This is a genomic window from Thalassiella azotivora, assembly GCF_054781695.1.
Genome location: NZ_BAAGTX010000019.1, coordinates 85842 through 112764 on the forward strand (window position 1 = coordinate 85842; position 26923 = coordinate 112764).

A 26923-nucleotide genomic window follows, 5' to 3' on the forward strand; every position below is an offset into this window, starting at 1 on the left:
GGGGTCTGCCGACCCGGGACCGACGGACGTCGGCCGCCGGCCGGCGGTGCGGCGTCATGCTACCGGCGGGTTCCCTGCCCCTCGTCACGCGACCACCCGGCGGGCTCCCCCGCGAGGACTCGAACCTCGACCTGACAGCTCCAAAGGCTGCCGTGCTGCCATTTACACCACAGGGGACCGTCGCGCCAGGAAGGCTACAAGCACGGTGGAGCCGGTGCCCTCGTGCCGGTGCCCTCGTGCCGGTGCCCTCGTGCCGGTGCCCGGGTGCCGGGGCCCTGGTGCCGGGGTGCCGCCTACCGGCCGGACGCTCCTCGGGCCGCCGGGCCGAGGAGCCGGTCCACGACCTCCTCGGCGATCGGCAGGGCCGACGTCGCCGCGGGCGACGGCGCGTTGCACACGTGCAGCTGCCGGTCGGTGCGCTCGAGCAGGAAGTCGTGCACGAGCGTGCCGTCGCGCAGCACCGCCTGCGCCCGCACCCCCGCCGGGTGCGGCCGCAGGTCGGCGAGGGTGAGGTCGGGGACGTAGCGGCGGCACCGCTCCAGGTAGCCGCGTCGCCAGAGCGAGTCCCGCAGCTCGGCGGCACCGGTCCGCAGGTGGCGCCGGGCGAGGTGCCAGGTCCCCGGGTAGGTCGCCCAGTCGAGGACGTCCCGCCGGTCCAGCGAGCCCTTCCGGTACCCCTCGCGGGCGCCGCCGAGCACCGCGTTCGGGCCGACGGTCACGGTCCCGTCCACGCCCGGCGTCAGGTGCACGCCGAGGAACGGCAGCGCCGGGTCGGGGACGGGGTACACGAGGTGCCGGACCAGCCCCGCGCGGCCGTCGGGCAGGCGGTGGTACTCACCCCGGAACGGCACGACCCTGAAGTCGGCAGCCAGGCCGCCCAGGCGGGCGAGCCGGTCGGCCTGCAGCCCGGCGCAGACGACCAGGAGACGCGTGCGCCAGACCCGCTCCCCCGCGCTGACGACGACCTGCGCGCCCTCCTCGCGGATGCCGTCGACGGCCACCCCGGCCTCGAGGGCGCCACCCGCGGCGCGGACGTCCGCCACGAGCGCGCGAGTGACCCGCCGGTAGTCGACGACGCCCGTGCTCGGGACCAGGAGCGCCGCCACCCCGCGGACGTCCGGTTCGAGCTCGCGCAGGCGCCCGGCGTCCACCCGCTCGACGCGCAGCCCGTTGAGCCTCGCCCGGTCCGCCAGGTCCCGCAGCCGGCCGAGCTCGCCGTGGTGGGTGGCGACGACGAGCTTGCCGGGGACGCGGTAGGGGACGTCGTGCTCGTCGCAGAGCTCCTTGGTGGCACGCTCCCCGGCCCGGCACAGCCGGGCCTTGAGCGAGCCGGGCGCGTAGTACACGCCGGCGTGCACGACCCCGCTGTTGCGGCCGCTCTGGTGCCGGGCGACGTCGTCCTCCTTCTCCAGCAGGACGACGTCGGAGCCGGGACGGCGGCGCAACAGCGCCCGCGCGGTCGCGGCCCCCACGATCCCGCCTCCGACGACGACCACGTCGTGCACCACGGGGCCACGCTAGGGCCCGACCGGCGGCAGGCGAGGCGGTGGTCCGGGCCGCGGGCGCCGAACTGACCGGTACGGAACCGTAGGTTACGGTGGCGTAGGACTCACTCGTTCCCCCCTGGGAGGTCCCGATGACCGCCGTCGACGAGAACGCCGCAGCCCTGCAGAGCAGGCTGCTCATCGAGCTGGAACCGGTCGTCGAGCAGAACCTCGAGCGGCACCTCAAGGTCACCAAGGACTGGATGCCGCACGACTACGTGCCGTGGGACGAGGGCCGCAACTTCGCCTACCTCGGCGGCTCGGACTGGGAGCCGGGCGACAGCCGCCTCGACCCCGTCGCGAAGACCGCGATGGTGGTCAACCTGCTGACCGAGGACAACCTGCCCTCCTACCACCGCGAGATCGCCGAGCGCTTCGGCCGCGACGGCGCGTGGGGCACGTGGGTGGGCCGCTGGACCGCCGAGGAGGGCCGGCACGGCACCGCGCTGCGCGACTACCTCGTCGTCACGCGCGGCGTGGACCCGGTCCGGCTCGAGGAGCTGCGGATGGTCCACATGACCGCGGGCTACGACTCGGGCGAGAAGTCGATGCTGCGCACCGTCGCGTACGTGACCTTCCAGGAGCTCGCGACGAGGATCAGCCACCGCAACACCGGCCGCGCCACCGGCTGCCCCGTCGCGGAGCAGCTGCTGGCCCGGATCGCGCAGGACGAGAACCTGCACATGGTCTTCTACCGCAACCTCGTCAGGGCCTCGTTCGACATCGCCCCCGACGACACGATGGAGGCGATCCGCGACGAGGTCGTGCACTTCCAGATGCCCGGAGCCGGCATGCCCGACTTCGCCCGCAACTCGATGACCATCGCCAAGGCCGGCATCTACGACCTCAAGCTGCACCACGACGAGGTCGTCCAGCCGGTGCTGCGGTTCTGGGGCGTGTGGGAGCGCACCGACCTCGGTCCGCGCGGTGAGCAGGCGCGCGAGGAGATGGCGGCGTTCCTGCGGGCGCTCGACGAGCGGGCGACGGCGTTCGTCGCCAAGCGCGAGGAGGCGGCCGCGCGCAAGGCCGAGCGGCTGGCCGCCGCCGAGGGGCGCTGAGCCGGACGGGCCGAACGGACCTGCCGGGCCGGACGAAGCGGCCGGCGCCGTCGGGTCGTCGCCGGGGACGGGCATGATGGCGACGTGAGCACCACGACCTCCAGCCGCAACGGCAAGACCGCGACCCGGGCCCGGATGACCGGCAAGCAGCGACGCGAGCAGCTGCTCGACGTCGGGCGCAAGCTGTTCGCGGACAAGGGGTTCGAGGGCACCACGGTCGAGGAGATCGCCTCCCGCGCCGAGGTGTCGAAGCCGGTCGTGTACGAGCACTTCGGTGGCAAGGAGGGGCTGTACGCGGTCGTCGTCGACCGGGAGATCCAGACCCTGCTGGACGGCGTCACCGCCGCCCTGCTCAGCGAGGGGACGTCGCGCGAGCTGCTCGAGCGCGCCGCGCTGGCGCTGCTGGACTACATCGAGTCGTCGACCGACGGCTTCCGGATCCTGGTCCGCGACTCGCCGGTGGCGCAGTCCACCGGGACCTTCGCGAGCCTGATCAGCGACGTCGCCAGCCAGGTCGAGCACATCCTCGGCGACGCGTTCAAGCGCAACCACCTGGAGCCGAAGACCGCGCCGATGTACGCCCAGATGCTCGTCGGGATGGTGGCGCTGACCGGCCAGTGGTGGCTCGACACGCGCAAGCCGAAGAAGGTCGACGTGGCCGCGCACCTGGTCAACCTGGCGTGGAACGGCCTGTCCGGGCTGGAGGCCAAGCCCCGCCTCACCGAGCCGCGCTGAGCTCCTCCCCAGCACGGCGTCACGGTCGGTGACACACCGTGTAGCAGACCGCCGTATGCTGCGCGGGTGGCCGCCTCCGAGTCCCTGACCGTCCGACGGGGCACGCCGCGTGGCAGCGTGGCAGCGCGCCGACGGGCGCGCGAGCGCGAGATCCTCGACGCGACACGGGCGCTGTTCGACGAGCGCGGCGTGCGCGACGCGCAGATCGAGGACATCGCCCGGGCGGTCGGCGTGAACCGCACGATCGTGTACCGCCACTTCGCCAGCAAGGACGAGATCTTCGGCCGGGTGCTCGTCGAGTACCTCGCCGAGCTGGACGACGAGCTGGCCGCGGCCGTGGGGGCGGCGTCGCAGGACGGCGCGCTGGCGCCGTTGACGGCCCTGGCGGAGGCGTTCGTCGACTACTGCCTGCGGCACCCGGCGTTCACCGACTGCGCCCTGGCGATGCTGCGCCGACCCGGCCCCGAGCTGCTCGACGAGCTGAGTGAGCCGACCGTGCAGGGTCTCGGCAGGCACCTGGCCACCGCGATCGGCCGCATCGCCGGGGCGGTGCGGACGGCCGCACGAGCAGGCGAGGCGGACGCGCCGGACGCGGACCTGATCGCGAACGTGCTGTACGCCCAGGTCCTGGGAGCCGTGCACCTGGCCCGCGCCCAGTGGGTCGTGTCGAGCCGCCCGGCTCCCGCGGACGTGTTCGTCCCGGTGGACGTCGAGCAGGTGCGCGCCGCCGCCGTCCGCGGGGTCCTGGCGACCGCGCGGGGACGCTGACCCGGCCCGGTCAGCGCTCCAGGACCGCGGTCACACCCTGGCCGCCGGCGGCGCAGATCGAGATCAGGCCCCGACCGGAGCCCTTCTGGGCCAGCAGCTTCGCCAGCGTCCCGACGATCCGGCCGCCGGTGGCGGCGAACGGGTGCCCGGCCGCGAGAGAGCTGCCGTTGACGTTGAGACGGCTGCGGTCGACCGAGCCCAGCGGGCCGTCCAGGCCGAGGCGCTCGCGGCAGAACAGCGGGTCCTCCCACGCCTTGAGGGTGGCCAGGACCTGCGAGGCGAAGGCCTCGTGGATCTCGTAGTAGTCGAAGTCGCCGAGCGCGAGCCCGGCCCGGTCGAGCATCCGCGGCACCGCGTAGGCCGGCGCCATCAGGAGGCCCTCGGCACCGTGCACGTAGTCCACGGCCGCCGTCTGCGACCAGGTCAGCCGGGCCAGGACCGGCAGCCCCCGCCGCTCGGCCCACTCGGGCGTGGCGAGCAGGACGACCGAGGCGCCGTCGGTCAGCGGGGTGGAGTTGCCCGCCGTCATCGTCGCCGTCTCGCCGCGGCCGAACACGGTCGGCAGCGACGCCAGCCTCTCGACGGAGGTGTCGGGTCGCAGGTTGTCGTCCCGCTCCAGCCCCAGGTAGGGCGTCAGCAGGTCGTCGAGGAAGCCGGCCTCGTACGCCGCCGCCAACCGGTGGTGGCTGGCTGCGGCCAGCTCGTCCTGCTCGCGGCGCCCGACCCCCCACTCCACCGCCGTGAGCGCGGCGTGCTCCCCCATGGACAGGCCCGTGCGCGGCTCGACGTTGCGCGGCGGGGCGGGCACGAGGTGGCCGGGACGCACCCGGCTGAGGGCGCCGAGCCGCTGCTGCCAGCCGCGTGCCCGGTTGGCGGCGAGCAGCGTGCGCCGCAGCGGCTCGCTGACGGCGATCGGGGCGTCCGAGGCGCTGTCGACCCCGCCGGCGATCCCGACCTCGGCCTGGCCGAGGGCGATCTTGTTGGCGACGAGGACCACCGCCTCCAGACCTGTCCCGCAGGCCTGCTGGACGTCGTACGCCGGGGTCGTGGGGTCCAGCCGCGACCCGAGCACCGTCTCCCTCGCCAGGTTGAAGTCGCGGCTGTGCTTGAGGACCGCGCCGGCGGCGAGCTCGTCGACGCGTTCGCCGACCAGTCCGGTGCGCTCGAGCAGGCCGTCGAGAGCGGCGGTGAGCATGTCCTGGTTCGAGGCGTGGGCGTAGGCGCGGTGGGCACGTGCGAACGGGACCCGGTTGGCGGCGACCACGGCGACGGACCGCACGCCGGGCGCGGCGGAGCTGCTCGTCGGACTCATGGACAGAGAGTTGCACACCGAGTTACGGTGCGTCCATGACCGACCGGTACGGCTCGTTCGTCCGATCCGGCCCCGGCCGCCGCCTCGTCCGCACGCTCGGCCTGCCGGAACCGGCGCCGCTGCGGCGGCACCAGACGGGCGCCCCACCGCTCGACGGCCCCGCGCTGGTCGCCGCGACGCACGAGGGCCACCTCCTCGACGTCGTCCGGTCCGCCGGGGCGGCCGCGGGCGTCGACGTCCGCGACGACCTGGCCGCGGACGGGCGGCCCGCCGCGCTGGTGCTGGACGCCACCGGCGTGGACCACCCGGAGCGCCTCGGCGCCCTGCACGAGTTCTTCGCCCCGAGGTTGCGGGGCCTGCGCCCCAGCGGCCGCGTCGTCGTGCTCGCCCGCCCTCCCGCGGACGCCGGCTCGGAGGAGGCCGTGGTCGCGCAGCGCGCGCTCGAGGGCTTCACCCGGAGCCTGGGCAAGGAGGTCGGGCGCGGCAGCACGGTCAACCTCGTCCGCGTCGCCGTGGGAGCCGAGGCAGCGGCCACCTCGACCGTGCAGTTCCTGCTGTCGGCGCGGTCGGCGTACGTCAGCGGGCAGGTCCTGCACGTCGAGGTGCCCGTGGACGGCGGGCCCGACGGCGAGCCGCCCGTGGACACGCCGTCGACCGGCCGGGTCGCGGTCGTCACCGGCGCCTCCCGCGGGATCGGCGCCGCGATCGCGACGGTCCTCGCCCGTCAGGGTGCGGTCGTCGTCGCGGTCGACGTCCCCGCGGCGGCCTCGGAGCTGAGCGCGCTGGCGCGTCGCACCGGCGGCACCGCCCTCCCCCTGGACGTCACGGCCGTGGACGCCGGCCCGCGGATCGCCCGGCACGCGCACGAGCAGCACGGCGGTCTGGACGTCGTCGTCCACAACGCCGGCATCACGCGGGACAAGCGCCTGGTGAACATGCGCCCGGAGCAGTGGTCGCAGGTGCTCGGGGTGAACCTGCTCGCCCCTGCGCGGATCACCGACCACCTGCTGACGACGGGCGCCCTCGGCCGCGGCGGCCGGGTCGTGGGGGTCTCGTCGATCTCCGCGCTCGCCGGTAACGCCGGCCAGACGAACTACGCCACGTCCAAGGCCGGGGTGATCGGTCTCGTCGACGCGCTGCGGCCGCGCGCGGCGGAGGCGGGGGTCACGGTGAACGCGGTCGCGCCCGGCTTCATCGACACCCAGATGACGGCGGTGGTGCCGCTGGTGGTGCGCGAGGCGGGCCGGCGGATGAACTCCCTGAGCCAGGGCGGGCGACCGGTCGACGTGGCCGAGACCGTCGCCTGGCTCGCGGACCCGCGCAGCGGCGGGGTCAGCGGACGGGTCGTGCGGGTGTGCGGCCAGAGCCTGCTCGGCGCCTGACCGTGGTCGGCGCACGCCGGGCCCCGTCCCGGTCGGCAGCCGAGGGAGGCGCCCCGTGAGGGCAGCCGGGGCGGCCCCGGCGCCCGCCGACTACGTCCGCGCCCTGCTGCCGGTCCGCCGCGGCGAGGGGACGCTGCCGTCCCCGACGGGCGCGACGAGGGTGCTGCCCGAGGCCGAGCACGTCGCGACCTACGCCCGCCTGTGCGGGTTCGACGTCACCAGCCGGCTGCCCGCCACGTACCCGCGCGTGCTCGCCTTCGGCGCGCAGCTGCGGCTGATGGCCGACCGCCGCTTCCCGTTCCCGCCGATGGGGCTGGTGCACGTCGCGGACGAGGTGACGGTCCACCGCCCGCTGCCGCTCGGTGCCCGGGTCGACGTGCGCGTGCACGCCGAGGCGGTGCGTCCCCACCCTCGCGGCCGGGTCGTCGACCTGGTGTCCCGGGTGCGGCTGAGCCGCACCCCCGATGACGCCGACCCGGGTGACGCCGACTGTGACGAGGCCGACTGGGTGGAGCGCAGCACCTACCTGCACCGCGGTCCGGGGCCGGACGCCACGGCCCCGCGACCCGGTCCCGCACCGGTCGACGTCCCCGCGGGCCCGGTCACGTGGCGGCTGCCGGCCTCCCTCGGTCGCCGGTACGCGTCCGTGTCCGGGGACCTCAACCCGATCCACCTGCACGCGCTGACGGCCAGGCCCTTCGGCTTCCACCGTCCGGTCGCGCACGGGATGTGGACGGCGGCCCGGGCGCTGGCCGCGCTCGGGGGGCACTTGCCCGGTTCCCTGCGGTACGAGGTGGCGTTCGGCGCCCCGGTCCTGTTGCCGGCGACCGTGGGGCTCGGGGTGCTGGCCGGCGACGCCCCGGGCCGGACCCTGCTGCAGGTGCGGGCCACGGGACGGTCCGGCGGACCGGACCGCGTGCACCTCACCGGCGTGCTGGACGCTCTCTAGAAAGCCGCGGACCGGACGTGCCACCGGCACCGGCGACCGGGGTGTGTCTCGACGTCAAGCATCTTGACGGCGGGAGACGCGTACTAGGCTGGTGGCGTGGCCGTGGACGAGGTGGACCGGATCGTCGCCGCCTGGCGCCGCGAACGCCCCGACCTCGACGTCTCCCCGTTGGAGGTCCTGTCGCGCGTGAGCCGGCTCGCCCGCCACCTCGACCGCGCGCGACGCGACGCGTTCGCCGAGCACGGCCTCGAGCCCTGGGAGTTCGACGTGCTCTCCGCCCTGCGGCGGGCCGGGAGCCCCTACCAGCTCACCCCGGGGCAGCTCGTCACCCAGACGCTCGTCACCAGCGGGACCATGACGAACCGGATCGACCGGCTGACGGTGCGCCGCTGGGTCGAGCGCCACCCCGACCCCAGCGACCGCCGCGGCGTCCTGGTCCGCCTCACCGCGGCCGGACGCGACCGGGTGGACGCCGCGCTCGCGGACCTGCTGGCGCGCGAGCGCGACCTCCTGGCCGGCCTCGACGGCGCGGACGCCGGACGCCTCGCGTCGCTGCTACGGACGCTCGTGGAACCCTTCGACACCTGACCGGTCCAGGGCGCTGGGGTACCCGGCCGCGGCGTCCGCCTCACCCGCCGTCGCCGGCCCGTGCAGCAGCGGCGACCCCGGCGGCGCCTCGGGCGGGCTGTCCGGCGCGACGTCCCTCGCCGTCTGCGCCGGCACGACGGCGCACGTGACGGCACCGGCGTCCCCGCCACCCGCCGCGGCCCCGAAGTCGACCCGGTTGCGACCCGCGGCCTTCGCCGCGTACATCCGCTCGTCCGCCGCCTCGAGCAGGCTGGCGACGCTCATCCCCGGCACGTACTGGACCACGCCGAAGCTGGCGGTGACGACGTGCCCCTCGACGTGCAGGTGGTCGGCGAGGACGCGACGCAGGCGCTGGGCCAGCTCGACCGCCTGGCGCCCCGACGTCCCGGGGCACACGACGACGAACTCCTCCCCGCCCCAGCGGCCGAGGGTGTCCTCGGACCGCAGCTCCTTCTGCAGCAGCATCCCCGCCGCCTGCAGGACCAGGTCGCCGGCGTGGTGCCCGAAGCCGTCGTTGACCTGCTTGAACTCGTCCAGGTCGAACGCCACCAGGGACAGCGGCGTCCGCCGGGCGTGGTCGACCTCCCGCTCGAGCAGCTCGCTGAGAGCCCGCCGGTTCGGCAGCCCGGTCAGCGGATCCCGGTACGCCATCGACCGCATCCGGTCGGCCTCCACCTCGGCCCCGACGGCGTCGTCCTTCGTCAGCGACAGCAGGTGGACGAAGGCGACGGCGATCCCGAGGTAGCTGCAGTACCGCAGCAGGGCCAGCGACAGCGTGGTGTCGCCGGTGGCGGCGTCCTGCGGGACGACGCGGGCCGCGAGCGTCGCGACGAACACCCCGCTGAGCAGGACGGCGAACACGACGGCTCGCCGCGACGGGAGCACGACGTAGGCGAACAGGGCGATGGCGACGACGCCCATGAACCCCCACGGGGTGACGGCGACCCACGCCTCGGCGGCCGTCGGGGCGACGAGCACCTCGTGGACCACCCTCGCCAGCCACAGGCAGGTGGCGACGCCGAGGGTCACCCGCTCGACCGCCGGCAGCCACCGCGGCCGCAACAGCATGACCACCGCGGCGGCGAGGAGCACCATGCCGACCGCGGGGTAGACCCAGCGGCGCACGGGGTCGTCCCAGTTGACGACGCCGCTGGTGACGACGGCCGGCAGGCCGAGCACGAGCCCGACGAGGTACGCGGTGCGACGACGGCCGGTGCTCAGGTCCGGTGCGGTCGCTCGGTGCACGTCACCCTCCCCGATGTCCCGGTCCGCGACTCCCGACGGCCCTGTGCTGGTGCCCCACCGGCCCCTGCGCCGGCCCCTGCGCCGGCCCCTGCGCTGGCCCCTGCTCGGTGCAGGCCCCATCCCCTCGACCCCCCGGTCCACGCGACTTCCCCTGGCCCGCGTGAGGCGACGAGCGTATCCACGGCACCACCACGCCCCTGCGATCTTTCGTCGCCCGAAGAAAGTCGGCGAGCCGAACGCCGCCCGTCCTGCGTGGTGACGTTGAGTATTCACCCAATCGGCGCAGCGTGACGGTCGGGATGTGTGGTCGACGCCGCAGGAGCCGCCCGCGACCTCAGCTCCCGGTCGTCAGCCGACGAGCTCGGCGGCCTCCAGCCAGGCGGTCTCGACCGCCTCCTTCTCCGTCAGGACGGCGCGCAGCTCCTCGTCGAGCTCCCGCACCGCCTCGTGGTCCGTCGCCACCGCGCTCATCCGCTCGTGCAGGCGGGCCTCACGCTCGGCCAGCCGGGCCAGGGCCTTCTCCAACCGCGCCATCTCCTTGCGCGCCGCCCGCAGCCGCCCCTGGTCGACCACCCCCGTGCCACCGGCTCCCGCCGGCGCGGGACCGGACCCCCGAGCGGAGTCCCCGCGCGCACCGGGCACCCCGGGTCCGGCAGCCGCCGAGGCACCTGCGCGCAGGGCGAGGTACTCCTCGACGCCGCCGGGCAGGTCGCGCACCGCACCGTCACCGAGCAGGGCGACCTGCCGGTCGCACACCCGCTCGAGCAGGTACCGGTCGTGCGAGACGACCACCAGCGTCCCGGCGTACCCGTCCAGCAGGTCCTCCACGGCGGCCAGCGTGTCCGTGTCGAGGTCGTTCGTCGGCTCGTCGAGCAGCAGCAGGTTCGGCTCGTGCACCAGCAGGCGCAGCAGCTGCAGCCGGCGACGCTCACCACCGGACAGGTCACCGACGGGCGTCCACGCCCGCTCCCGCGTGAACCCCAGCCGCTCGACGAGCTGGCCGGCCGTGACCTCCCTGCCCCCGACCTGCACGGCCCGGCGCTCCTGCTCGACCGCCTCGACGACCCGCAGGCCCGCCACCTCGTCGAGCTCGCGCAGGTGCTGGGAGAGCACGGCCGTGCGCACGGTGCTGCCGCGCCGGACCCGGCCCGCGTCGGGCTCCAGCTCCCCGGCGACCAGCCGCAGCAGCGTCGTCTTGCCGGAGCCGTTCACCCCGACCACGCCGACCCGGTCACCTGGACCGAGCCGCCAGGTGACGTCCTGCAGCAGCACCCGGGACGGCTCACCGGCCGTCGCGGGCACGGCGTACCCGACGTCCTCGAGGTCGACGACGTCCTTGCCGAGCCGTGAGGACGCCATCCGCTGCAGCTCGACGGTGTCCCGGGGTGGTGGCTCGTCGGCGACGAGCGCCGCCGCCGCGTCCAGCCGGAAGCGCGGCTTCGACGTCCGCGCCGGGGCCCCCCGCCGCAGCCACGCGAGCTCCTTGCGCAGCAGGTTGGCCCGCCGCTCCTGGGTCACCTGGGCGACGCGCGCGCGCTCGGCCCGGGCGAGGACGTACGCGGCGTACCCGCCCTCGTAGGCGTCCACGACCCCGTCGTGCACCTCCCACGTGCGCTCGCAGACGGCGTCCAGGAACCACCGGTCGTGGGTGACGACGACCAGGGCCCCCCGCCCGGCCGGCCACCGGCCGCGCAGGTGCCCCGCCAACCAGGCCACCCCCTCGACGTCCAGGTGGTTCGTCGGCTCGTCGAGCACCACGACGTCGTGGTCGCCGACGAGGACGGCGGCCAGCGCCACCCGCCGCCGCTGCCCGCCGGACAGGTCGCTGACCTGCGCGGCGAAGCCGCCCGGGACCGCCGCCTCGACGTCGGCCAGCAGCCCGGTGACGACGTCGCGCACGCGCGCGTCGGAGGCCCACACGTGGTCGGGGACGTCACCGACGACGGCCTGGCGCACGGTGCAGCCGGGTCGCGGGTCGTCGGCCTGGGCGAGCACCCCCACCCGCACGTCCCGGCTGTGGGTGACCCGACCGGAGTCGGGCTCGTGCAGACCGGCCAGCACGCGCAGCAGGGTGGACTTGCCGTCGCCGTTGCGGCCGACGACCCCGACGCGCGCGCCGTCGTCCAGCCCGAGGGAGACGCCGTCCAGGATCGTGCGGGCGGCGAGCGTGACGGTGACGTCCTCGACGTTCAGCAGGTGGGCCATGGCCGGACCATCCTCCCGCAGGCTCAGCGGCAGGTCGCGACCGGCTCCACCAGCCGTGCGCCGTGCACCGGGCCGGTGACCCGGACGGTGGTGCGCGCCGCCCCCGACGCGGTGAGGGCGACGGACAGGTCGAGCGCCGCCTCGGCGTCCCGGACGAGGAAGGCCACGGTCGGCCCCGAGCCGGACACCAGTGACCCGAGCGCCCCGTACTCCTCGCCGAGCCCCAGGACCTGGTCCAGCCCGGGCAGGAGGGACACCGCTGCCGGCTGCAGGTCGTTCACCAGGGTGGCGCCGAGCGCCTCGGCGTCCCCGGAGCGCAGGGCCTGCATGAGGCCGTCCGGGACGGACGGCTCCGGCACGCGGCGGCCGGCGCGCAGCCGGTCGCACTCGGCGTAGACGGCGGGGGTGGACAGGGCGTGGTCGGACACCGCCAGCACCCAGTGGTAGCCGCCGCGCGCGAGCGCCGGGGTCAGCTGCTCACCGCGCCCCGTGCCCACGGCCGTCCCGCCGAGCAGGGCGAACGGGACGTCGGAGCCGAGCTCGGCGGCCAGCTCGCGCAGCTCGTCCCGCGACAGGCCGGTGCGCCACAGCGCGTCGCAGGCGACGAGCGCTGCGGCGGCGTCCGCGGACCCACCGGCCATCCCGCCGGCCACGGGGACGCGTTTGACCACGCGCAGCCTCACCCCGGCGTCGACGTCGCAGCGGTCGGCGAGCAGCAGGGCGGCGCGGACCGCCAGGTTGGAGGCGTCGACCGGCACCTCGTCGACGACCACGCCCTGGCTGGGCGTGCAGACCTCGACAGTCACGTCGTCCGCCGGGGCCGCCTCCACGTCCTCGTACAGCGACACGGCCTGGTACACGGTCGCGAGCTCGTGGTAGCCGTCCTCGCGCGGCGGCCCGACCGACAGCGCGAGGTTGATCTTGGCGGGCGCCCGCACGGTGACCGATGCGGGGTCCCGGTGCATGGCGCCGACCCTAGGGGACGTCGACAGCCCCGAGCACCTCGAGCCGGGCCTGCGCGATCGCGGCGAAGTCCTCGACGGCGAGCCGCTCCCCGCGCAGCGTCGGGTCGACGCCCGCGGCCCGCAGCACGGCCTCGGCCCGGGCCGCGGACCCAGCCCAGCCGGCCAGCGCGGCCCGCAGCGTCTTGCGCCGCTGCGCGAACGCGGCGTCGACGACCGCGAAGACCTCCTCGCGGGTCGCGCGGGTGACCGGTGGCGGACGTCGCGACCACGCCACCAGCGCCGAGTCGACGTTCGGGACGGGCCAGAACACGGAGCGGCCGACGGTGACGTCGCGGCGCACGTCGGCGTACCAGGCGGCCTTCACCGACGGGACGCCGTACGTGCGGCTGCCGGGCCCGGCCGCCAGCCGGTCCGCGACCTCGGCCTGCACCATGACCAGGCCGTGGTCGATCGTGCCGAAGCGCTCGAGGAACGTCAGCAGCACGGGGACGGCCACGTTGTACGGCAGGTTCGCGACCATCACGCTGGGCTCGGCGGGCAGCGCGGTGACCGCCATCGCGTCCTCGACGACCACGTCGAGCCGGTCGGCGAGGTCGGGGCGGCGGGCGGTGACCGTGCGGGCCAGCTCACCGGCCAGGACCGGGTCGATCTCGACGGCGACGACGCGCTGCGCGGCGTCCAGCAGCGCGAGCGTCAGCGACCCGAGACCGGGCCCGACCTCGACGACCACGTCGTCCGGCCGCACCGCCGCGCGACGCACGATGCGGCGCACCGTGTTGGCGTCGTGGACGAAGTTCTGGCCGAGCGTCTTGGTGGGGCGCACGCCGAGACGGCCCGCCAGGGCCCGCACGTCGGCGGGCCCCAGCAGGCCGTCAGGGGTGGTGTTCTCGTCCAGCGAGGTCCTCGGCCGGGCTCAGCGCAGGCCGAGCTTGGCGCTGCAGGAGGGCCAGGCGCCCCAGCCCTGCCGGGCCTGGAGCCGCTCGCCCATCTGGATCTGCACCTCGCGGCTGTGCTCGTGCGGCAGGCCTGTGCCCCCCACGGCGCGCCACGAGGACGCCGAGAACTGCAGGCCGCCGTAGTAGCCGTTACCGGTGTTGATCTGCCAGTTGCCGCCGGACTCGCACTGGGCGAGGCGGTCCCAGACGCTGCCGTCCGGCACGGTCGGCGCGCTCGGGGCCGCGGGCTTCTCCTTGGTACCGACCCGCACCACCTCGGTGACAGGCTCCGCGGTGACCGCCTCGGAGACGACCTCGCGGCTCTCCTCGGCCCCGTCGACGCGGACGATCGTGGAGGTCACGGTCTTGCGGCCGTTCACGCCCTCGGTCTCGACCTTCGTCTCGCCCTCGTAGAGCTCGCCGTCCGGCACCTCCTGCGTCTGGTGCGGGATGGCGGTCTCCTCGGTCACCTGCTCGTGGGCGACGCGGAAGACCCGGACGACCATCCCGGGGAGCACCGGCTGGTCGGCCGCCGGCGTCAGGCGGTCCAGCTCGCCGACGGTCACGCCGGCCTCGGCCAGCACCTCGCGGGTGTCCGCGGCCGTGGTCGTCAGCTCGCGGGTCTGCCCGTCGGCGACGAGGGTGACCGGCTTCGGGGTGACGAGCTGGAGCGTCAGTCCGCTGCGGCCGAGGGGGGTGGACCGGGACGCCGACAGGCGCGCGCCGTCGGCGCGGACGTCCAGGTCCTGGAGGGCCTCGTCCACGGTCAGCGCGTAGGTCCAGTGCTCCTCGGTGACGCCGTCGATCGTCAGCGTGAGCAGGCGGGCGTGCCGGACGACGACCTCGGAGCCGTCGGAGACCCGCTCACCGAGCGACGGCGCGACGAGGTCGCGGTCGCCGAGCTCGACGTCGGCGGTCTCGAGGACGTCGTCCACGGTGGTACCGAAGACGCGGACCTCCTCGGTCTGGCCGTCGACGGTGAGCTGGACGGTGGTGTCGTTCGCCGCGTAGGCGGCGGTGCCGCCGACGAGGGCCACCAGGACGGCGGCCTGCCCGACCAGGCGGGCGGTACGGCTACGGGGGAGCTTGAGCACGGTGTTCCTGACGTCGTTCTCCCCGGGCATCGGGCGACGGGCCTCGGCGCCGCGGCTGCTCCCGCGTCGTCGCGGGACCGTGGCGTGCTGGGGCGCGTGACCGTCTCCGGCCTCGCTCCGCACGACGGTGCGCGACCCCTCCGGACGGTTCCGTGGACCGCCGGCGTGTCGCGCACCGACACCGCTGCCCGAGGCTTCCCCGACCCCGGCCAACTCCATCACCGTAACCGTTTCGAGACCTTGTGTCACACCCGGAGCACCGGTCGGCCGAGTTGCACCGTTGTCGTCCGGTGTCCAGGACATGACGGACGCGTGACGGCGCCCGGCGCGGTGACGGCGTCCTCCGACGAGGGTCACGAGGCGCTCACGGCTGTCTCACCACGGCCCGTAGACCTCCTCGCTGGTCGCCGACAGCCGCTCGCAGACCCGGTCCAGCGGCTCGTCGCGCAACGTGGCCATCGCGCGGACCGTCAGGGGCACGAGGTACCCGGCGTTGGGTCGCCCCCGGTACGGCACCGGGGTCAGGTACGGCGCGTCCGTCTCGACCATCACCAGCTCCGGGGGCGTGGCCAGGAACGCCTCCCGCAGGTCGCCGGCGTTGCGGAAGGTCAGCGTCCCGGCGAAGGACAGGTACCAGCCGCGGTCGGCGCAGTGGCGGGCCATCGCGGCGTCACCGGAGAAGCAGTGGAAGACGGTGCGGTCCGGGGCCCCCTCCTCGTCGAGGACCCGTAGGACGTCCGCGTGGGCGTCCCGGTCGTGGATCTGCAGGGCCAGGCCGAGCCGCTTCGCCATCTCGACGTGGGCGCGGAACGACGCGAGCTGCGCGTCGCGCGCGGCGGCGTCGCCGGAGTCGGTGCGGAACCAGTCCAGCCCCGTCTCCCCCACGACCCGGACCCGCGGGTGCCGCGCGAGCGCCTCGATCTCGGTCAGCGCCGCCTCCAGCGTCCCCGACGCCGCCAGGCGCGGGGCCTCGTTGGGGTGGATGGCGACCCCGCCGAGGAGCGACGGGTGCTCGTCGACGGCCCGGACCGTCCACCGCGCGGACTCCAGCTCGCAGCCGATCTGCACGGACCGGTCCACCCCCGCGTCGGCCGCCGCGGCGAGCAGCCGCGGGACGTCGTCCGCCGACTCGTGGTCGAGGTGGGTATGGTCGTCGACGACGGGGACGGGCAGCGGCTCGGGCGCCGGGGGGCGCACGTGGCCGTCGGCCCGCTGCTGCCGCTCAGCCACCGGTGGGCCCGCCCGCGGGCGCCTCGCCGCGCATCCGCGCGAGCTCGTCGTCCACGACGGACGGGTCGAGCTTGGTGAACACGGGCACCGGGGCCGGCACGGGCGTGCCCGGCTCGACGGGCACCGACCGCCACGGGTGCGGGTCGGAGTAGTCGCCGGTCAGCACCGGGTAGGAGGGACCGCCGTCGAGGTCCTCGACCTCACGGACCTCCGGCATCGGCGCGATGGTGCCGGTGCGCCCGAAGGCCTCGTGCACCCGCTGCGCGCTGTGCGGCAGGAACGGCGCGAGCAGCGTGTTGCAGTCGCTGATCGCCTGGGCGGCCACGTGCAGGACGGTCGCCATCCGGTCCGGGTCGGTTGTGCGCAGCGCCCACGGCGCGGTGTCGGACAGGTACCGGTTGACCTCGGCGACCACCCGCATCGCCTCGCCGACGGCCTGCTTCTGCCGGTGCCGCTCGATCAGGCCGCCGACGGTGTCGAACCCCGCCGCGGTGGCCGCGAGCAGCGCACGGTCCTCGTCGGCCAGCTCGCCGGCCTCCGGGACCGCCCCGAGGTTCTTGTGGATGAGGTTCGCGGTCCGGTTGACGAGGTTGCCCCAGCCGGCGACGAGCTCGTCGTTGGTCCGGCGGACGAACTCGGACCAGGTGAAGTCGGTGTCCTGGTTCTCCGGCCCGGCGGCGCTGATGAAGTACCGCAGGGCGTCCGGCTGGTAGCGCTCCAGGACGTCGCGCACGTACAGCACCACGCCGCGCGAGGAGGAGAACTTGCCGCCCTCCATCGTGAGGAACTCGCTGGAGACGACCTCCGTCGGCAGGTTCAGCTCCCCGTACTCGCCGGGCTCCCCGCCGCGGGCCCCCCGGCCGTCGTAGGCCAGCAGCTCCGCGGGCCAGATCTGGGAGTGGAACGTGATGTTGTCCTTGCCCATGAAGTAGTAGGACAGCGCCTGCGGGTCGTTCCACCAGTCGCGCCAGCGCTCCGGGTCACCGAGCCGGCGGGCCCACTCGATGGACGCCGACAGGTAGCCGACGACCGCGTCGAACCACACGTACAGCCGCTTGGTCGGCTGGTCCTGCCAGCCCTCGATCGGCACCGGGATGCCCCAGTCGATGTCGCGGGTCATCGCCCGCGGCCGGACGTCGTCCAGCAGGTTGAGGCTGAACCGGATGACGTTCGGCCGCCACGTCCCCGTCCCGGCGCGCTCGTCCAGCCACTGCGACAGCGCGTCGGCGAGGGCCGGCAGGTCGAGGAAGAAGTGCTGGGTCTCGACGAACTCGGGTGTCTCGCCGTTGATCCGGCTGCGCGGGTTCTTCAGGTCGACCGGGTCGAGCTGGTTGCCGCAGGTGTCGCACTGGTCCCCGCGGGCGCCGTCCGCACCGCAGATCGGGCAGGTGCCCTCGATGAAGCGGTCCGGGAGGGTGCGGCCGGTGGACGGGGAGATCGCGCCCTTCGTCGTCCGCTCGATCATGTACCCGTTGCGGTGCACCCCGCGGAACAGCTCCTGGGCGACCGCGTAGTGGTTGCGCGTCGTGGTGCGGGTGAACAGGTCGTACGACAGCCCGAGCGCCGCCAGGTCCTCGACGATGACCCGGTTGTAGCGGTCGGCGAGCTCGCGGGCGGTGACGCCCTCGGCGTCCGCCTGGACGAGGATCGGCGTCCCGTGCTCGTCGGTGCCGCTGACCATCAGGACGTCGTGACCCGCCATCCGCATGTACCGGCTGAAGACGTCGGAGGGCACCCCGAAACCGGCGACGTGGCCGATGTGGCGGGGGCCGTTGGCGTAGGGCCAGGCGACGGCGGACAGCACGTGGGTCATGCGCGCAGCCTAGTGAGACGCGTCGGGCCCTCGATGTGCGGCCGGGCGCGCGGCCGGACGTGCGGGCGACCCTGCCGGGGACCTTCCGGGAAACCCGGACGAGTCCACCCGGACGGCGCATACTCGGCGGTGGAGCACCAACGGCGTTCGGCGCGCCCGGTGGAGGTGGCCATGTGGACCTCGGCGGCACTGACCAGCACCCTGAGGGCGGTGGCGGCCGGCGTCCTGGCCGTCTCGGTGGTCCCCACCGCCCGGGCGGCCGGCCCCGGCACCCCCGCGTGCGGGGACGTCCTGACGCAGGACACCGTGCTCACGGCGGACCTGGTGTGCCCGGACGGCCAGGGACTCGTGCTCGGCGACGGGGTGACGCTGGACCTGGGCGGTCACCGCCTCGTCGGTCCCGGTCGGGACGTCCCCGCAGTGGCGGTGGCGTACGCCGGGGACGCGACGTGGGTTCCGGGCGTCGCCGTGCGCAACGGCGTCGTCGACGGCTGGCGTACGGGCGCCGCCTTCGAGTCGGGGAGCTCAGCGACCGAGCCCCACGTGGTGGATGCGATCGACTTCCGGGACGTCGCCGAGGCCGTCACGGCGAGCGAAGCCACCCTGCACGTCAGCAGGGTCACGGTGACGGACGCCGACCGTGGCGTCGGCGTCATCTTCACCTCCGCCACGGTCTCCGACTCGACCTTCACCCGTGTGGGCGTGGTCGGCGATGCGCACACCGGGAGCGTCTCGTTCTCCCGCTCGACGATGCGGGACAGCGCCCTGGTCCTCCGCTGCACCGAGGCGGGCTGCTCGGCCGACCAGTGCGAGATCCTGGGCAACACGCGGGTCAACGAGGCCTCGTCCGGCGGCGGGGTGTACACCGGCAACCTGGTCGCCGGCAACGACACCGGCATCGACATGAGCGACTGGGGCTCGTGGTTCGAGGTCGCGGGCAACGTCTTCCGGGGCAACGGGGTCGCGGTGGTGGGGGGCGACGCGTGGTTCGGCGGCCGGGAGGTCAGGGGCAACACCTTCCTCGGCAACGACCTCGGCTACGGGGGCCGCCGCGCCAACGACCGCCTGCTGGACAACACGTTCGTCCGCAACGGCGACGCGGTCCACGTCACCGAGGCCAACGGCCTGGAGCTCGGCGGCAACCGCGCCTACCTCAGCTCCGGTCGAGGGATCCACGCCACAGGTGAGGTGACGGACCTGGGCGGCAACCGGGCTCGGGGGAACGGCACGGAACCGCAGTGCCTGGGCGTGACCTGCACCCCCTGAACCACCGGGTCAGTGCAACCGGGTCAGGCCCTTGCGCAGGTGGCGGGACGCCTGGGCGATCCGCTGCTCGTTCTCGATCAGGGCGAACCGCACGTGCCCGTCCCCCTGCGGGCCGAACCCGACGCCCGGTGACACGGCGACGTCGCACTCGGTGACGAGCAGCTTGGCGAACTCGATCGAGCCCAGCTCCCGGTACGGCTCGGGGATCGGCGCCCAGGCGAACATCGTCCCGCGCGGCCGGGCGATGGGCCAGCCCGCGCGCTCCAGCCCCTCGCACAGCGCGTCCCGGCGAGACTCGTAGATCGCGTTGACCTCGGCCGGGTAGTCGACGGCCTCGTTGAGGGTCACGGTGGCGGCGATCTGGATCGGCTGGAAGGTGCCGTAGTCGAGGTAGCTCTTGAGCTTGCCGAGGGCGGCGACGACGTCCGGGTTGCCGACGAGGTAGGCGACCCGCCACCCGGCCATGGAGAACGACTTCGTCATCGAGTACAGCTCGACGGCGCACTCCGTCGCCCCCTCGCACTGCAGGATCGACGGCGGCACCCACCCGTCGAACGCCGTCTCCGCGTAGGCGAAGTCGTGCACGAGGACGACGTCGCGCTCCCGCGCCCAGTCCACGAGCCGCTGCAGGTCGGGCAGCTCGATGGTCGCCGTCGTCGGGTTGTGCGGGAAGGACAGGACGACGACGCGCGGCTTGGGCCAGCCGTACTCCCACGCCTCCATGACGTTGTCGACGTAGTCGGCGCCGTCGCCGCGGTCGCCGCGGTCGCCGAGGGACACCTGCCGGGCGTCGGCCCCGGCGAAGTACGGGCCCCAGATGTGGATGGGGTACGACGGGGACGGCACCAGGGCGGCGTCCCCGGGCTGCAGCAGCACCCACATGAGGTGGCTGAAGCCCTCCTTGGCGCCGATCGTCGCCAGCACCTGGGTCTCCGGGTCGAGCTCGACGCCGAACCGGCGCCGGTACAGCCCGGTGACCGCCTCCCGGAGCTTCGGGATGCCGCGCGACGCCGAGTAGCGGTGGTTGCGGGAGTTGCGGGCGGCCTCGGCGAGTTTGTCGACGGCCACCTGCGGGGAGGGGATATCCGGGTTGCCGAACCCGAGGTCGACCACGTCGCGGCCGGCCCGCCGCGCCTGCTGCTTGAGGCCGTCGATGATGGTGAAGACGTACGGCGGCAGGCCCTCGATGCGGCGGAACTCCCTCATGCGCGCAGGCTAGCCGCGCGACCCCGGCGACGGCTCGCCGTCCCGCCGCGCGGACACGGCCAGGGCGTACAGGTCGCGGGCGTGCACGCCGGCTCCCGCCGCGACGTCCCGGGTGACGTCCTTGAGCCGCTCCCCCGCGGCGACCCGCTCCAGCACCTGCGGCAGCAGCGACGCCGGGTCGGCGGCCACGGCCGTCGCCCCCGCGACGACGACCGTGATCTCGCCGCGCACCTCGCCGTCCCGCGCCCAGGCGTGCAGCTCGTGCAGCGGGCCGCGCCGCACCTCCTCGTAGGTCTTGGTCAGCTCCCGGCAGACGGCGGCGGGCCGGTCGGCGCCGAACGCCCCGGCCATCGCCTCGAGGGTGGCCGCCAGGCGGTGCGGCGCCTCGAAGAAGACGAGCGTGCGGCGCTCGTCGGCCAGTCCCGCGAGCAGGGCCGCCCGCTCCCCGGCCTTGCGCGGGGGGAACCCCTCGAACGCGAACCGGTCGGTGGGCAGCCCGGACAGCGCCAGCGCGGTGAGCACCGCCGAGGGCCCGGGGACGGCGGTGACCGGCAGCCCCGCGGTGACGGCGGCGTCGACGAACCGGTACCCCGGGTCCGACACCGCGGGCATCCCCGCGTCGGTGACGAGCAGCACGGTCCCGCCGCCGCGGACGACGTCCAGTAGCTCCGCGGCCCGCGCGCTCTCGTTGTGCTCGTGGCAGCTGACGACGCGGCCGCGCGGCGACACGCCGAGCGCGGTGGCGAGGCGGCGCAGCCTGCGCGTGTCCTCGGCGGCGACGACGTCCGCCTCGGCGATCAGCGCGGCGAGCCTCGGCGGGGCGTCCGCGACGTCCCCGATGGGCGTGCCCGCGAGCACCAGCCTGCCGCTCACGTCGTCCTCCCTGGGTGGCTCGCTCGTCCCGTCGGCGCCGCCGCCGGCGGGACCGGTGCCGCGAGTCTCGCAGGTGGGGCCGCGGCCACGGCAGGGCCGGCGGCGCGGGCGGCGGTGGGCGGGACGCCCGGTGACACGGCCGGCCCGGTCGGCCCGACCGGGGGCCGGCGGCTCCTACGATGCCGGGATGACCGCCGCAGCCACCTCCTCCTCGGAGGCGACCGCAGCGGACGCGGCGACCCCGGGGGACGGACCGGCGGCCGGCGTCACACCGCCCGGCTCGCGCGAGCAGGCGCTGCGCCGGCACCTCGTCGGCCGGGTGCCCACCGACGCCCTGTGGGGGTGGGTCGGCCCGCTGCTCGTGACCGTCCTCGCCGGCGTCCTGCGGTTCTGGGACCTCGCCCGCGTCGACCAGCTCGTGTTCGACGAGACCTACTACGTCAAGCAGGCGTACACGCTCCTGCACGCGGGGTACGAGCTGCGGTGGCCGGACCCGTCCGACGAGTTCTTCACCAACGGCACCCCGGACGTCTACCTCGACCAGGCCGACTTCCCCGTGCACCCGCCGGTCGGCAAGTGGATGATCGCCGGCGGCGAGTGGCTGCTCGGGGTCGACAGCGGCTGGGGCTGGCGCTTCTCCGCGGCCCTGTGCGGCACGCTGATGGTGCTGATGACGGCGCGGATCGCCCGGCGCCTGCTGCGGTCGACGCTCCTCGGCACGGTCGCCGGCCTGCTGCTGGCCGTGGAGGGCCACCACCTCGTGCACAGCCGCACGTCGCTCCTCGACGTCTTCCTGGCCTTCTGGGTGCTCGCGGCGTTCGGGGCGCTGCTCCTGGACAGGGACCGCACCCGCGCCGTCCTCGCCCGCCGCCTCGCCCGTCCGACGTCCAGCGCGGGGCGGACGGTGGCGACCGGTCCGTGGCTGCTGTGGCGACCGTGGCGGCTCGCGGCGGCCGTCTGCCTGGGGCTCGCCGTGGGCACCAAGTGGTCGGGCCTGTACTTCGTCGCCGCGTTCGGGCTGATGACGGTCCTGTGGGACCTCGGTGCCCGCCGGGCCGCGGGGGTCCCCCGGTGGGCGGTCGGTGGTCTGCTCAAGGACGGCGCCCAGGCGGCGCTCACGGTGCTGCCGACGGTCCTCGTCGTCTACGTCCTGTCCTGGAGCGGGTGGCTGCTGTCGAAGGACGCGTACCTGCGGTCGTGGGGCGCCGACAACCCGTCCGGCTCTCCCGTGCCCGACGCGCTGCGGTCGCTGTGGAAGTACCACCAGGACATGTGGACCTTCCACGTCGGGCTGAGCTCGGAGCACCCGTACGAGGCCAACCCGTGGTCGTGGTTCGTCCAGGGCCGCCCGACGTCCTTCTTCTACGAGGGCCCGGCGATGGGCGAGCTCGGCTGCCAGGTGGAGAGCTGCTCGCGGGCCATCACCTCGGTCGGCAACGTCGTCGTCTGGTGGGGCGGCCTGGTGGCCGTCGCCGTCCTGCTGGTGCGCTGGGCGCTGGCCCGCGACTGGCGCGCCGGGGCGGTCCTGGCCGGGGTCGGCGCGGGCTACCTGCCCTGGTTCCTGTACCAGGAGCGCACCATCTACGCGTTCTACTCCGTGGTGTTCGTGCCCTTCGTCGTGCTGGCGCTGACGTACGTGCTGGGGATGCTCGTCGGGCCGCGGCGCGTCACCGCCCACCGCCGCGTCGTCGGCGCCGCGGCCGCGGGTGCCGTGGTGGTGGCGGCGGTGCTGTTCACGGCCTGGTTCTGGCCCCTGTACGTGGCCGACGTCATCCCCTACGTGCAGTGGCGTGCCCGGATGTGGCTCCCCAGCTGGATCTGAAAGCCGCTGATCCGCCCTCCCCGCACCAGCACCCCTCCCCCAAGCACCCGCTCCACCAAGATCGTCAGACGTTCGTGGTCGTGATGGCGACCAGGAACGTCTGACGATCTGGCTGTCAGGGGGCGAGGGTGCGGGAGGTGGGCGCCGGAAGGCACCCCGGTGACGTCGGCTCCTACACCCCGCGCTCGTAGGAGCCGGTGTCGCACGCCCCGTCGGCGCGGGGGCGTCCTCGCTGGTCGACCGGCGGGCACCGGGCGGGGTCGCCCGCGTCGACAGCGGGGCTGCCGGGCGGCAGCGCGTGGGTGGGCGTGGGGCCGCCGTGGTCGGCGAGCGGCCCCACCCCGGCCGACGTCCCGGTCAGGTCGCCGTCGACGGGGGCGCACGAGGCGTCCCCCACGACGTTGGAACCGGTGGAGGTGAGCGTCGCCGCACCGCCCTCGACGGCGCAGGCGACCGCGCCGCCCACGCCCTCGACGATGCTGCTGGACAGGGTCAGGTCCGCGGGCGCGCCGAAGGACGCCACCACGAGCCCCGACGCCGTCCCCGCCGGCGCGACGTTGCCCACCACCGTCGAGCTCGAGACCGTCAGGGCACCGTCGGTGTGGAAGATCCCGCCACCGTGCCACGCGGTGGCGGTGTTGCCGCTGACCGTGCTGTTGACCACCGACGTGGTGCCGAGCGAGCGCAGACCGCCGCCGACGTCGGCCGCGGTGTTGCCGCTCAGCGTGCTCCGCTCGACGACCGTCGTGCTGCCGAGGAACGCGTAGACCCCGCCACCCGCCCAGCCGCTGGTGTTGCCCGAGACGGTGCTGTCGACCAGCCGCAGGGAGGCGCCCTCGCCGTTGTAGACGGCGCCGCCGCCCTGCCAGAAGTCCCCGGCCTGCGTGCTCACCCGGTTGCCCGTCAGGCGCACGTGGTCGAGAACCAGCGAGCCGTGGTTGAGGACCGCCCCCGCCCGCTCGACACCGTGGCCGTCGGTCATCCGCAGGTGCGACACCGACACCTGCGCCCCGGCGGCGACCTCCAGGACCCGCGTCCGGTCCTGGCCGCTCAGCGTCAGACCCGGTGCCGCCGAGGCGTCGACGACGACGTCGTCCGCGACCGCGAGGGGCCGCGTGAGCTCTACCGTCCCACCGGCCAGCCCGGGGTCGAACGTCACGACCCCACCGGGGGCTACGGTCTCGAGCGCGTCGCGCAGCGACCCCCGGCCGGCGTCGGCGAGCGTCCCCACCACCACGGACTCCGGCGCGGGGGCCGGCACCAGCCGCACCTGGTCCACGAGCACCGTGCCGGTGGCGGAGCCGCCGGCCAGCTCGAAGCCGTAGCCGCGGACGCCGGTCAGGCCGAGGCCGTCGTCCGGAGCGCCGGGAGGTTGGGACGAGCTGCGGCGCAGGTCCGCGAACGGCACCGTCACGTCCTTCCACCCCACGGTGTCGTCGACGAACGTCGTCTCGAACCGCTCCGCGGTGTCCGGCCCCTGGTAGACGCGGACGTAGTCCACGGACAGGGACGCCGGCAGCTCGATCGCGGGGTCGATGGCGCCGCCGAAGTTGCCGCCGATGGCGAGGTTGAGCAGCAGGAAGTGCGGCTTGTCGAAGACCCACGGGTTCGGCGCGACGTCCTCGGGCGTGGCCGAGTGGTACTCCGTGCCGTCGACGAACCAGGTGATCCGCTCTGGCTCCCACTCGACCGCGAACGTGTGGTACTCCTCCGCGACCGGGCCGCCCAGGTCGAGCGACCGGCCGAAGCTCGCGCCGCCGGAGTACCCGGGCCCGTGGATCGTCCCGTACACCTCGTCGGGAAGCCGGCCGACGTGCTCCATGACGTCGATCTCCCCGGACCCCGGCCACGGGGTGCGGTCGATGTCGGTGCCCAGGCTCCAGAACGCCGGCCACAGGCCGCCGCCCGAGGGCACCTTCAACCGCGTCTCCATCCGGCCGTACGCGAACTCCTGGCGGTCGCGCGAGACCAGCCGGGCGGAGGTGTACTCGCAGGTCCCGTAGTAGCACTCGCGCGAGCCGTCGGCCTCGCGCAGCGTCAGGACGAGGTTGCCCTCGCCGTCGGTGGCGGCGTTCTCGGGGTCGTCCGTGTAGTACTGCCGCTCCTCGTTGCCCCAGCCGTCCTTGCCGTCGGGGGTGACGTCACCGAGCTCGAAGCCCCAGCTGGCCTCGTCCGGCGGGGTGCCCGCCGGGTCGTCGAACTCGTCGGCCCACACCAGCTCCCAGCCCTGCGGGCCGGGGTCGGGAGCGCGGTCGTCCGCCACCCGCACGGTCACCTCGTCACCGGAGCCGGTGCCGTACCAGCGGAACCGCAGCGCCTCGGCCCGGGACCAGTCCTGGCCGATGGCGAAGTCGCGGCCGAAGCCGACGGGGTCGTCCGCGGAGGTCAGCGCGCGTCCGTCGACGGTCGTCCCGGTGACCAGGACGGGGTCGTCGCAGCCCAGGCCCGTGTCGGCCCACCGCACGTGGACGACGAGGTCGGCGCGCCCGTCCCGGTCGACGTCGGTCAGGTGCCGGCGCGGCTGGCCGGTGCGCGGGTCGACGTGCACCTCCCGGGCCCGCCCCACCCGCAGCGAGGCGAGGTCGACGTCCTCGACGTCGAGCACGTCGCTGCCGAGCAGGCGCACGGGGACGACGGCCCGGTCGGCCGCGTCGCCGCGGCCCCGGCACGGCCTCGACGGGCCGGTGGCGTCCACGCGCAGCGGGGTGGTCGCCTCCAGCACGCCCTCGCGCGCGCCCTGGCCGGGGACCGCCCGCGGGTCGTCCGCGGTCAGCTCGAGCCGGCTCAGGTCGACGCCCGGCGTGGCGTCCCACAGCCACGGCTCGACCTCGACGTCGTCGACGAGCAGCGGGTCGAAGGGGTCGGTGTCCACGACCATCACGGAGGCCTGGCGGATCGCCCCGAACCCCGCACCGCGCGGGTCGGTGAGCCGCAGGCCCACCCGCCGGTCCCCGGTGCGCTTGGGGTCCTCGAACGTCTGCACCGCGAACCGCTGCTCACGCGGGCCGCCGCGGACGAACGTCAGCGTCCCCGAGACGGGGGTGTAGTCGCGGCCGGCGACCGCGCCGACCTCCTCGGTGCTGTACGCGACGGTGACCTGCTCGGGGTCGGTCTCCACCAGGGCGCGGTTGAGCGACACCCCGACCTCGCCGGTCGTCCCCTCGTCGACGTCGACCACGCCGCTGGTGAAGCCGACGGTGAGCGGCAGCGAACCGGCGTCGCCGTAGACGCTCAGGCCGTCGACGTACCAGGTGCGCGTCTGGCCGCCGGTGGTCAGTGCGCCGACGGCCCAGCCGTGCACCTGCTGCCGGACGAACCCGTCGTTCGGCGCCCCGTTGCCGACGTCCTTGCGGGTGAAGGCGTCGAAGGGCAGCTCGACCCGCCGCCAGCCGGCGACGTCGTCCGTCAGCGCGACGCTCCAGCGCTCGGCGTCGTCCGTGACCGAGCCGGGGGCCCGGTTCTCCAGCAGGTCGACGAACAGCGGCGTGCCGGTGCCCTCGCCGTGCAACCAGAACGCGAAGCCCTCGAAGGCCGACCAGTCCTGCGGCACCCAGGCGCCGTAGGAGTCGTCGGCGAAGAGGTGGACCACGCCCGCGAACGACGCCACCCGTGCGGTCAGCGCCAGCGCCTGGTTGCCCGCCGCGGCGCCGGGCAGCGGCGGGACGGGTGGGGTGGTCTCGACGGTGGCGGTGACCGCGCTGCCGGTGTCGGAGAACGGGAGGTAGCCGACGCCGACGCCGGACGGGTCGGTCCCGGTGGGCAGCTCCCCGGGTGCGAGGTCGTCGAAGTCGTCGACCACGAGCGGGACCGGGTCCGCGGCGGCGACCGCCTGGCCCGTCGCCTGCGTCCCGGCCGCGAGCAGGGTGCTCGCCAGGGCCACCGACACCACGGCCCCCACCCGGGACCGCGTCCTGCGTGCTCTGCCTGCCATGG

General features: G+C 74.9%; 20 protein-coding genes and 1 tRNA gene. 8 read left to right on the forward strand and 13 right to left on the reverse strand.

What is annotated here, in order from left to right; genetic code table 11:
• Positions 1-104: 104 nt before the first annotated feature.
• Together ACYVQV_RS13955 and lhgO are read right to left on the reverse strand one after the other, a co-directional pair.
• A tRNA-Gln gene (locus ACYVQV_RS13955) sits at positions 105-177 on the reverse strand.
• A gap of 116 nt (positions 178-293) precedes the next feature.
• Entirely contained in the window at positions 294-1508 is a 1215-nt protein-coding gene (lhgO, locus tag ACYVQV_RS13960) for an L-2-hydroxyglutarate oxidase (protein WP_461023910.1), read from the reverse strand.
• A gap of 128 nt (positions 1509-1636) precedes the next feature.
• Here lhgO and ACYVQV_RS13965 point away from each other — a divergent pair, with 128 nt between their 5' ends.
• The 3 genes from ACYVQV_RS13965 (at position 1637) to ACYVQV_RS13975 (ending at position 4105) form a co-directional block, all read left to right on the forward strand.
• Positions 1637-2602, forward strand: a complete 966-nt coding sequence (locus ACYVQV_RS13965) for an acyl-ACP desaturase (protein WP_461023911.1) — start codon at positions 1637-1639, stop codon at positions 2600-2602.
• Positions 2603-2737: 135 nt separating this feature from the next.
• On the forward strand, positions 2738-3337 hold the full coding sequence (locus ACYVQV_RS13970) for a TetR/AcrR family transcriptional regulator (protein WP_461023940.1): 600 nt from the start codon (positions 2738-2740) through the stop codon (positions 3335-3337).
• Between the two features lie 66 nt (positions 3338-3403).
• Positions 3404-4105: a TetR/AcrR family transcriptional regulator gene (locus ACYVQV_RS13975; protein WP_461023912.1), complete on the forward strand. Its 702-nt coding sequence runs from the start codon at positions 3404-3406 to the stop codon at positions 4103-4105.
• 10 nt (positions 4106-4115) lie between these two features.
• Here the strand turns inward: ACYVQV_RS13975 and ACYVQV_RS13980 are convergent, their stop codons facing one another.
• Positions 4116-5417 (reverse strand): acetyl-CoA C-acetyltransferase, encoded by a 1302-nt coding sequence (locus tag ACYVQV_RS13980; RefSeq protein WP_461023913.1) that lies wholly within the window; start codon positions 5415-5417, stop codon positions 4116-4118.
• Positions 5418-5452: 35 nt separating this feature from the next.
• On the opposite strand from ACYVQV_RS13980, the gene ACYVQV_RS13985 reads away from it, so the two are divergent.
• The 3 genes from ACYVQV_RS13985 (at position 5453) to ACYVQV_RS13995 (ending at position 8336) form a co-directional block, all read left to right on the forward strand.
• Complete coding sequence (locus tag ACYVQV_RS13985; RefSeq protein WP_461023914.1) at positions 5453-6799, forward strand: 3-oxoacyl-ACP reductase; 1347 nt, start codon at positions 5453-5455, stop codon at positions 6797-6799.
• A 55-nt stretch (positions 6800-6854) separates the two neighbouring features.
• Positions 6855-7748: a MaoC family dehydratase gene (locus ACYVQV_RS13990; RefSeq protein WP_461023915.1), complete on the forward strand. Its 894-nt coding sequence runs from the start codon at positions 6855-6857 to the stop codon at positions 7746-7748.
• 102 nt (positions 7749-7850) lie between these two features.
• Positions 7851-8336 (forward strand): MarR family winged helix-turn-helix transcriptional regulator, encoded by a 486-nt coding sequence (locus ACYVQV_RS13995; RefSeq protein WP_461023941.1) that lies wholly within the window; start codon positions 7851-7853, stop codon positions 8334-8336.
• Here ACYVQV_RS13995 and ACYVQV_RS14000 read toward each other — a convergent pair.
• The 7 genes from ACYVQV_RS14000 to metG form a co-directional block, all read right to left on the reverse strand.
• Positions 8304-9581 (reverse strand): GGDEF domain-containing protein, encoded by a 1278-nt coding sequence (locus ACYVQV_RS14000; protein WP_461023916.1) that lies wholly within the window; start codon positions 9579-9581, stop codon positions 8304-8306. The two genes, ACYVQV_RS13995 and ACYVQV_RS14000, sit on opposite strands and share 33 nt — an antisense overlap.
• 348 nt (positions 9582-9929) lie before the next feature.
• Positions 9930-11786, reverse strand: a complete 1857-nt coding sequence (locus tag ACYVQV_RS14005) for an ABC-F family ATP-binding cassette domain-containing protein (RefSeq protein WP_461023917.1) — start codon at positions 11784-11786, stop codon at positions 9930-9932.
• 23 nt (positions 11787-11809) lie between these two features.
• Positions 11810-12751 (reverse strand): 4-(cytidine 5'-diphospho)-2-C-methyl-D-erythritol kinase, encoded by a 942-nt coding sequence (locus tag ACYVQV_RS14010; RefSeq protein ID WP_461023918.1) that lies wholly within the window; start codon positions 12749-12751, stop codon positions 11810-11812.
• Between the two features lie 10 nt (positions 12752-12761).
• Positions 12762-13646 carry a 16S rRNA (adenine(1518)-N(6)/adenine(1519)-N(6))-dimethyltransferase RsmA gene (rsmA, locus tag ACYVQV_RS14015; protein WP_461023942.1) on the reverse strand — a complete coding sequence of 295 codons (885 nt, stop codon included), beginning with the start codon at positions 13644-13646 and terminating at the stop codon, positions 12762-12764.
• Between the two features lie 18 nt (positions 13647-13664).
• Positions 13665-14810 carry a ubiquitin-like domain-containing protein gene (locus tag ACYVQV_RS14020; RefSeq protein WP_461023919.1) on the reverse strand — a complete coding sequence of 382 codons (1146 nt, stop codon included), beginning with the start codon at positions 14808-14810 and terminating at the stop codon, positions 13665-13667.
• 345 nt (positions 14811-15155) lie between these two features.
• A complete protein-coding gene (locus tag ACYVQV_RS14025; RefSeq protein WP_461023920.1) occupies positions 15156-16010 on the reverse strand; it encodes a TatD family hydrolase in 855 nt (284 codons plus the stop codon).
• Positions 16003-17823, reverse strand: coding sequence for a methionine--tRNA ligase (metG, locus tag ACYVQV_RS14030; RefSeq protein ID WP_461023921.1), 1821 nt, complete (start codon positions 17821-17823; stop codon positions 16003-16005). Before metG ends, ACYVQV_RS14025 begins: the two co-directional genes overlap by 8 nt.
• 171 nt (positions 17824-17994) lie before the next feature.
• On the opposite strand from metG, the gene ACYVQV_RS14035 reads away from it, so the two are divergent.
• On the forward strand, positions 17995-19089 hold the full coding sequence (locus tag ACYVQV_RS14035) for a NosD domain-containing protein (RefSeq protein WP_461023922.1): 1095 nt from the start codon (positions 17995-17997) through the stop codon (positions 19087-19089).
• A 9-nt stretch (positions 19090-19098) separates the two neighbouring features.
• Here ACYVQV_RS14035 and ACYVQV_RS14040 read toward each other — a convergent pair whose 3' ends face one another.
• The gene (locus tag ACYVQV_RS14040; RefSeq protein WP_461023923.1) at positions 19099-20295 is read right to left on the reverse strand and encodes an aminotransferase class I/II-fold pyridoxal phosphate-dependent enzyme; all 1197 of its coding nucleotides are present in this window, start codon (positions 20293-20295) and stop codon (positions 19099-19101) included.
• A 9-nt stretch (positions 20296-20304) separates the two neighbouring features.
• Positions 20305-21168, reverse strand: coding sequence for a 16S rRNA (cytidine(1402)-2'-O)-methyltransferase (rsmI, locus tag ACYVQV_RS14045; RefSeq protein WP_461023924.1), 864 nt, complete (start codon positions 21166-21168; stop codon positions 20305-20307).
• Between the two features lie 187 nt (positions 21169-21355).
• Between rsmI and ACYVQV_RS14050 the strand changes: the two genes are divergently transcribed.
• Positions 21356-22990 carry a dolichyl-phosphate-mannose--protein mannosyltransferase gene (locus tag ACYVQV_RS14050; protein ID WP_461023925.1) on the forward strand — a complete coding sequence of 545 codons (1635 nt, stop codon included), beginning with the start codon at positions 21356-21358 and terminating at the stop codon, positions 22988-22990.
• Between the two features lie 172 nt (positions 22991-23162).
• Here ACYVQV_RS14050 and ACYVQV_RS14055 read toward each other — a convergent pair whose 3' ends face one another.
• Positions 23163-26921 (reverse strand): carbohydrate binding domain-containing protein, encoded by a 3759-nt coding sequence (locus ACYVQV_RS14055; RefSeq protein WP_461023926.1) that lies wholly within the window; start codon positions 26919-26921, stop codon positions 23163-23165.
• Positions 26922-26923: the final 2 nt, after the last annotated feature.

Coding starts and splice junctions, on each gene's coding strand:
- ACYVQV_RS13965 (WP_461023911.1), top strand. CDS start 1,637: ATGACCGCCGTCGACGAGAACGCCGCAGCCCTGCAGAGCAGGCTGCTC.
- ACYVQV_RS13970 (WP_461023940.1), top strand. CDS start 2,738: ATGACCGGCAAGCAGCGACGCGAGCAGCTGCTCGACGTCGGGCGCAAG.
- ACYVQV_RS13980 (WP_461023913.1), bottom strand. CDS start 5,417: ATGAGTCCGACGAGCAGCTCCGCCGCGCCCGGCGTGCGGTCCGTCGCC.
- ACYVQV_RS13985 (WP_461023914.1), top strand. CDS start 5,453: ATGACCGACCGGTACGGCTCGTTCGTCCGATCCGGCCCCGGCCGCCGC.
- ACYVQV_RS14005 (WP_461023917.1), bottom strand. CDS start 11,786: ATGGCCCACCTGCTGAACGTCGAGGACGTCACCGTCACGCTCGCCGCC.
- ACYVQV_RS14010 (WP_461023918.1), bottom strand. CDS start 12,751: ATGCACCGGGACCCCGCATCGGTCACCGTGCGGGCGCCCGCCAAGATC.
- ACYVQV_RS14020 (WP_461023919.1), bottom strand. CDS start 14,810: ATGCCCGGGGAGAACGACGTCAGGAACACCGTGCTCAAGCTCCCCCGT.
- metG (WP_461023921.1), bottom strand. CDS start 17,823: ATGACCCACGTGCTGTCCGCCGTCGCCTGGCCCTACGCCAACGGCCCC.
- ACYVQV_RS14035 (WP_461023922.1), top strand. CDS start 17,995: ATGTGGACCTCGGCGGCACTGACCAGCACCCTGAGGGCGGTGGCGGCC.
- ACYVQV_RS14040 (WP_461023923.1), bottom strand. CDS start 20,295: ATGAGGGAGTTCCGCCGCATCGAGGGCCTGCCGCCGTACGTCTTCACC.
- ACYVQV_RS14050 (WP_461023925.1), top strand. CDS start 21,356: ATGACCGCCGCAGCCACCTCCTCCTCGGAGGCGACCGCAGCGGACGCG.
- ACYVQV_RS14055 (WP_461023926.1), bottom strand. CDS start 26,921: ATGGCAGGCAGAGCACGCAGGACGCGGTCCCGGGTGGGGGCCGTGGTG.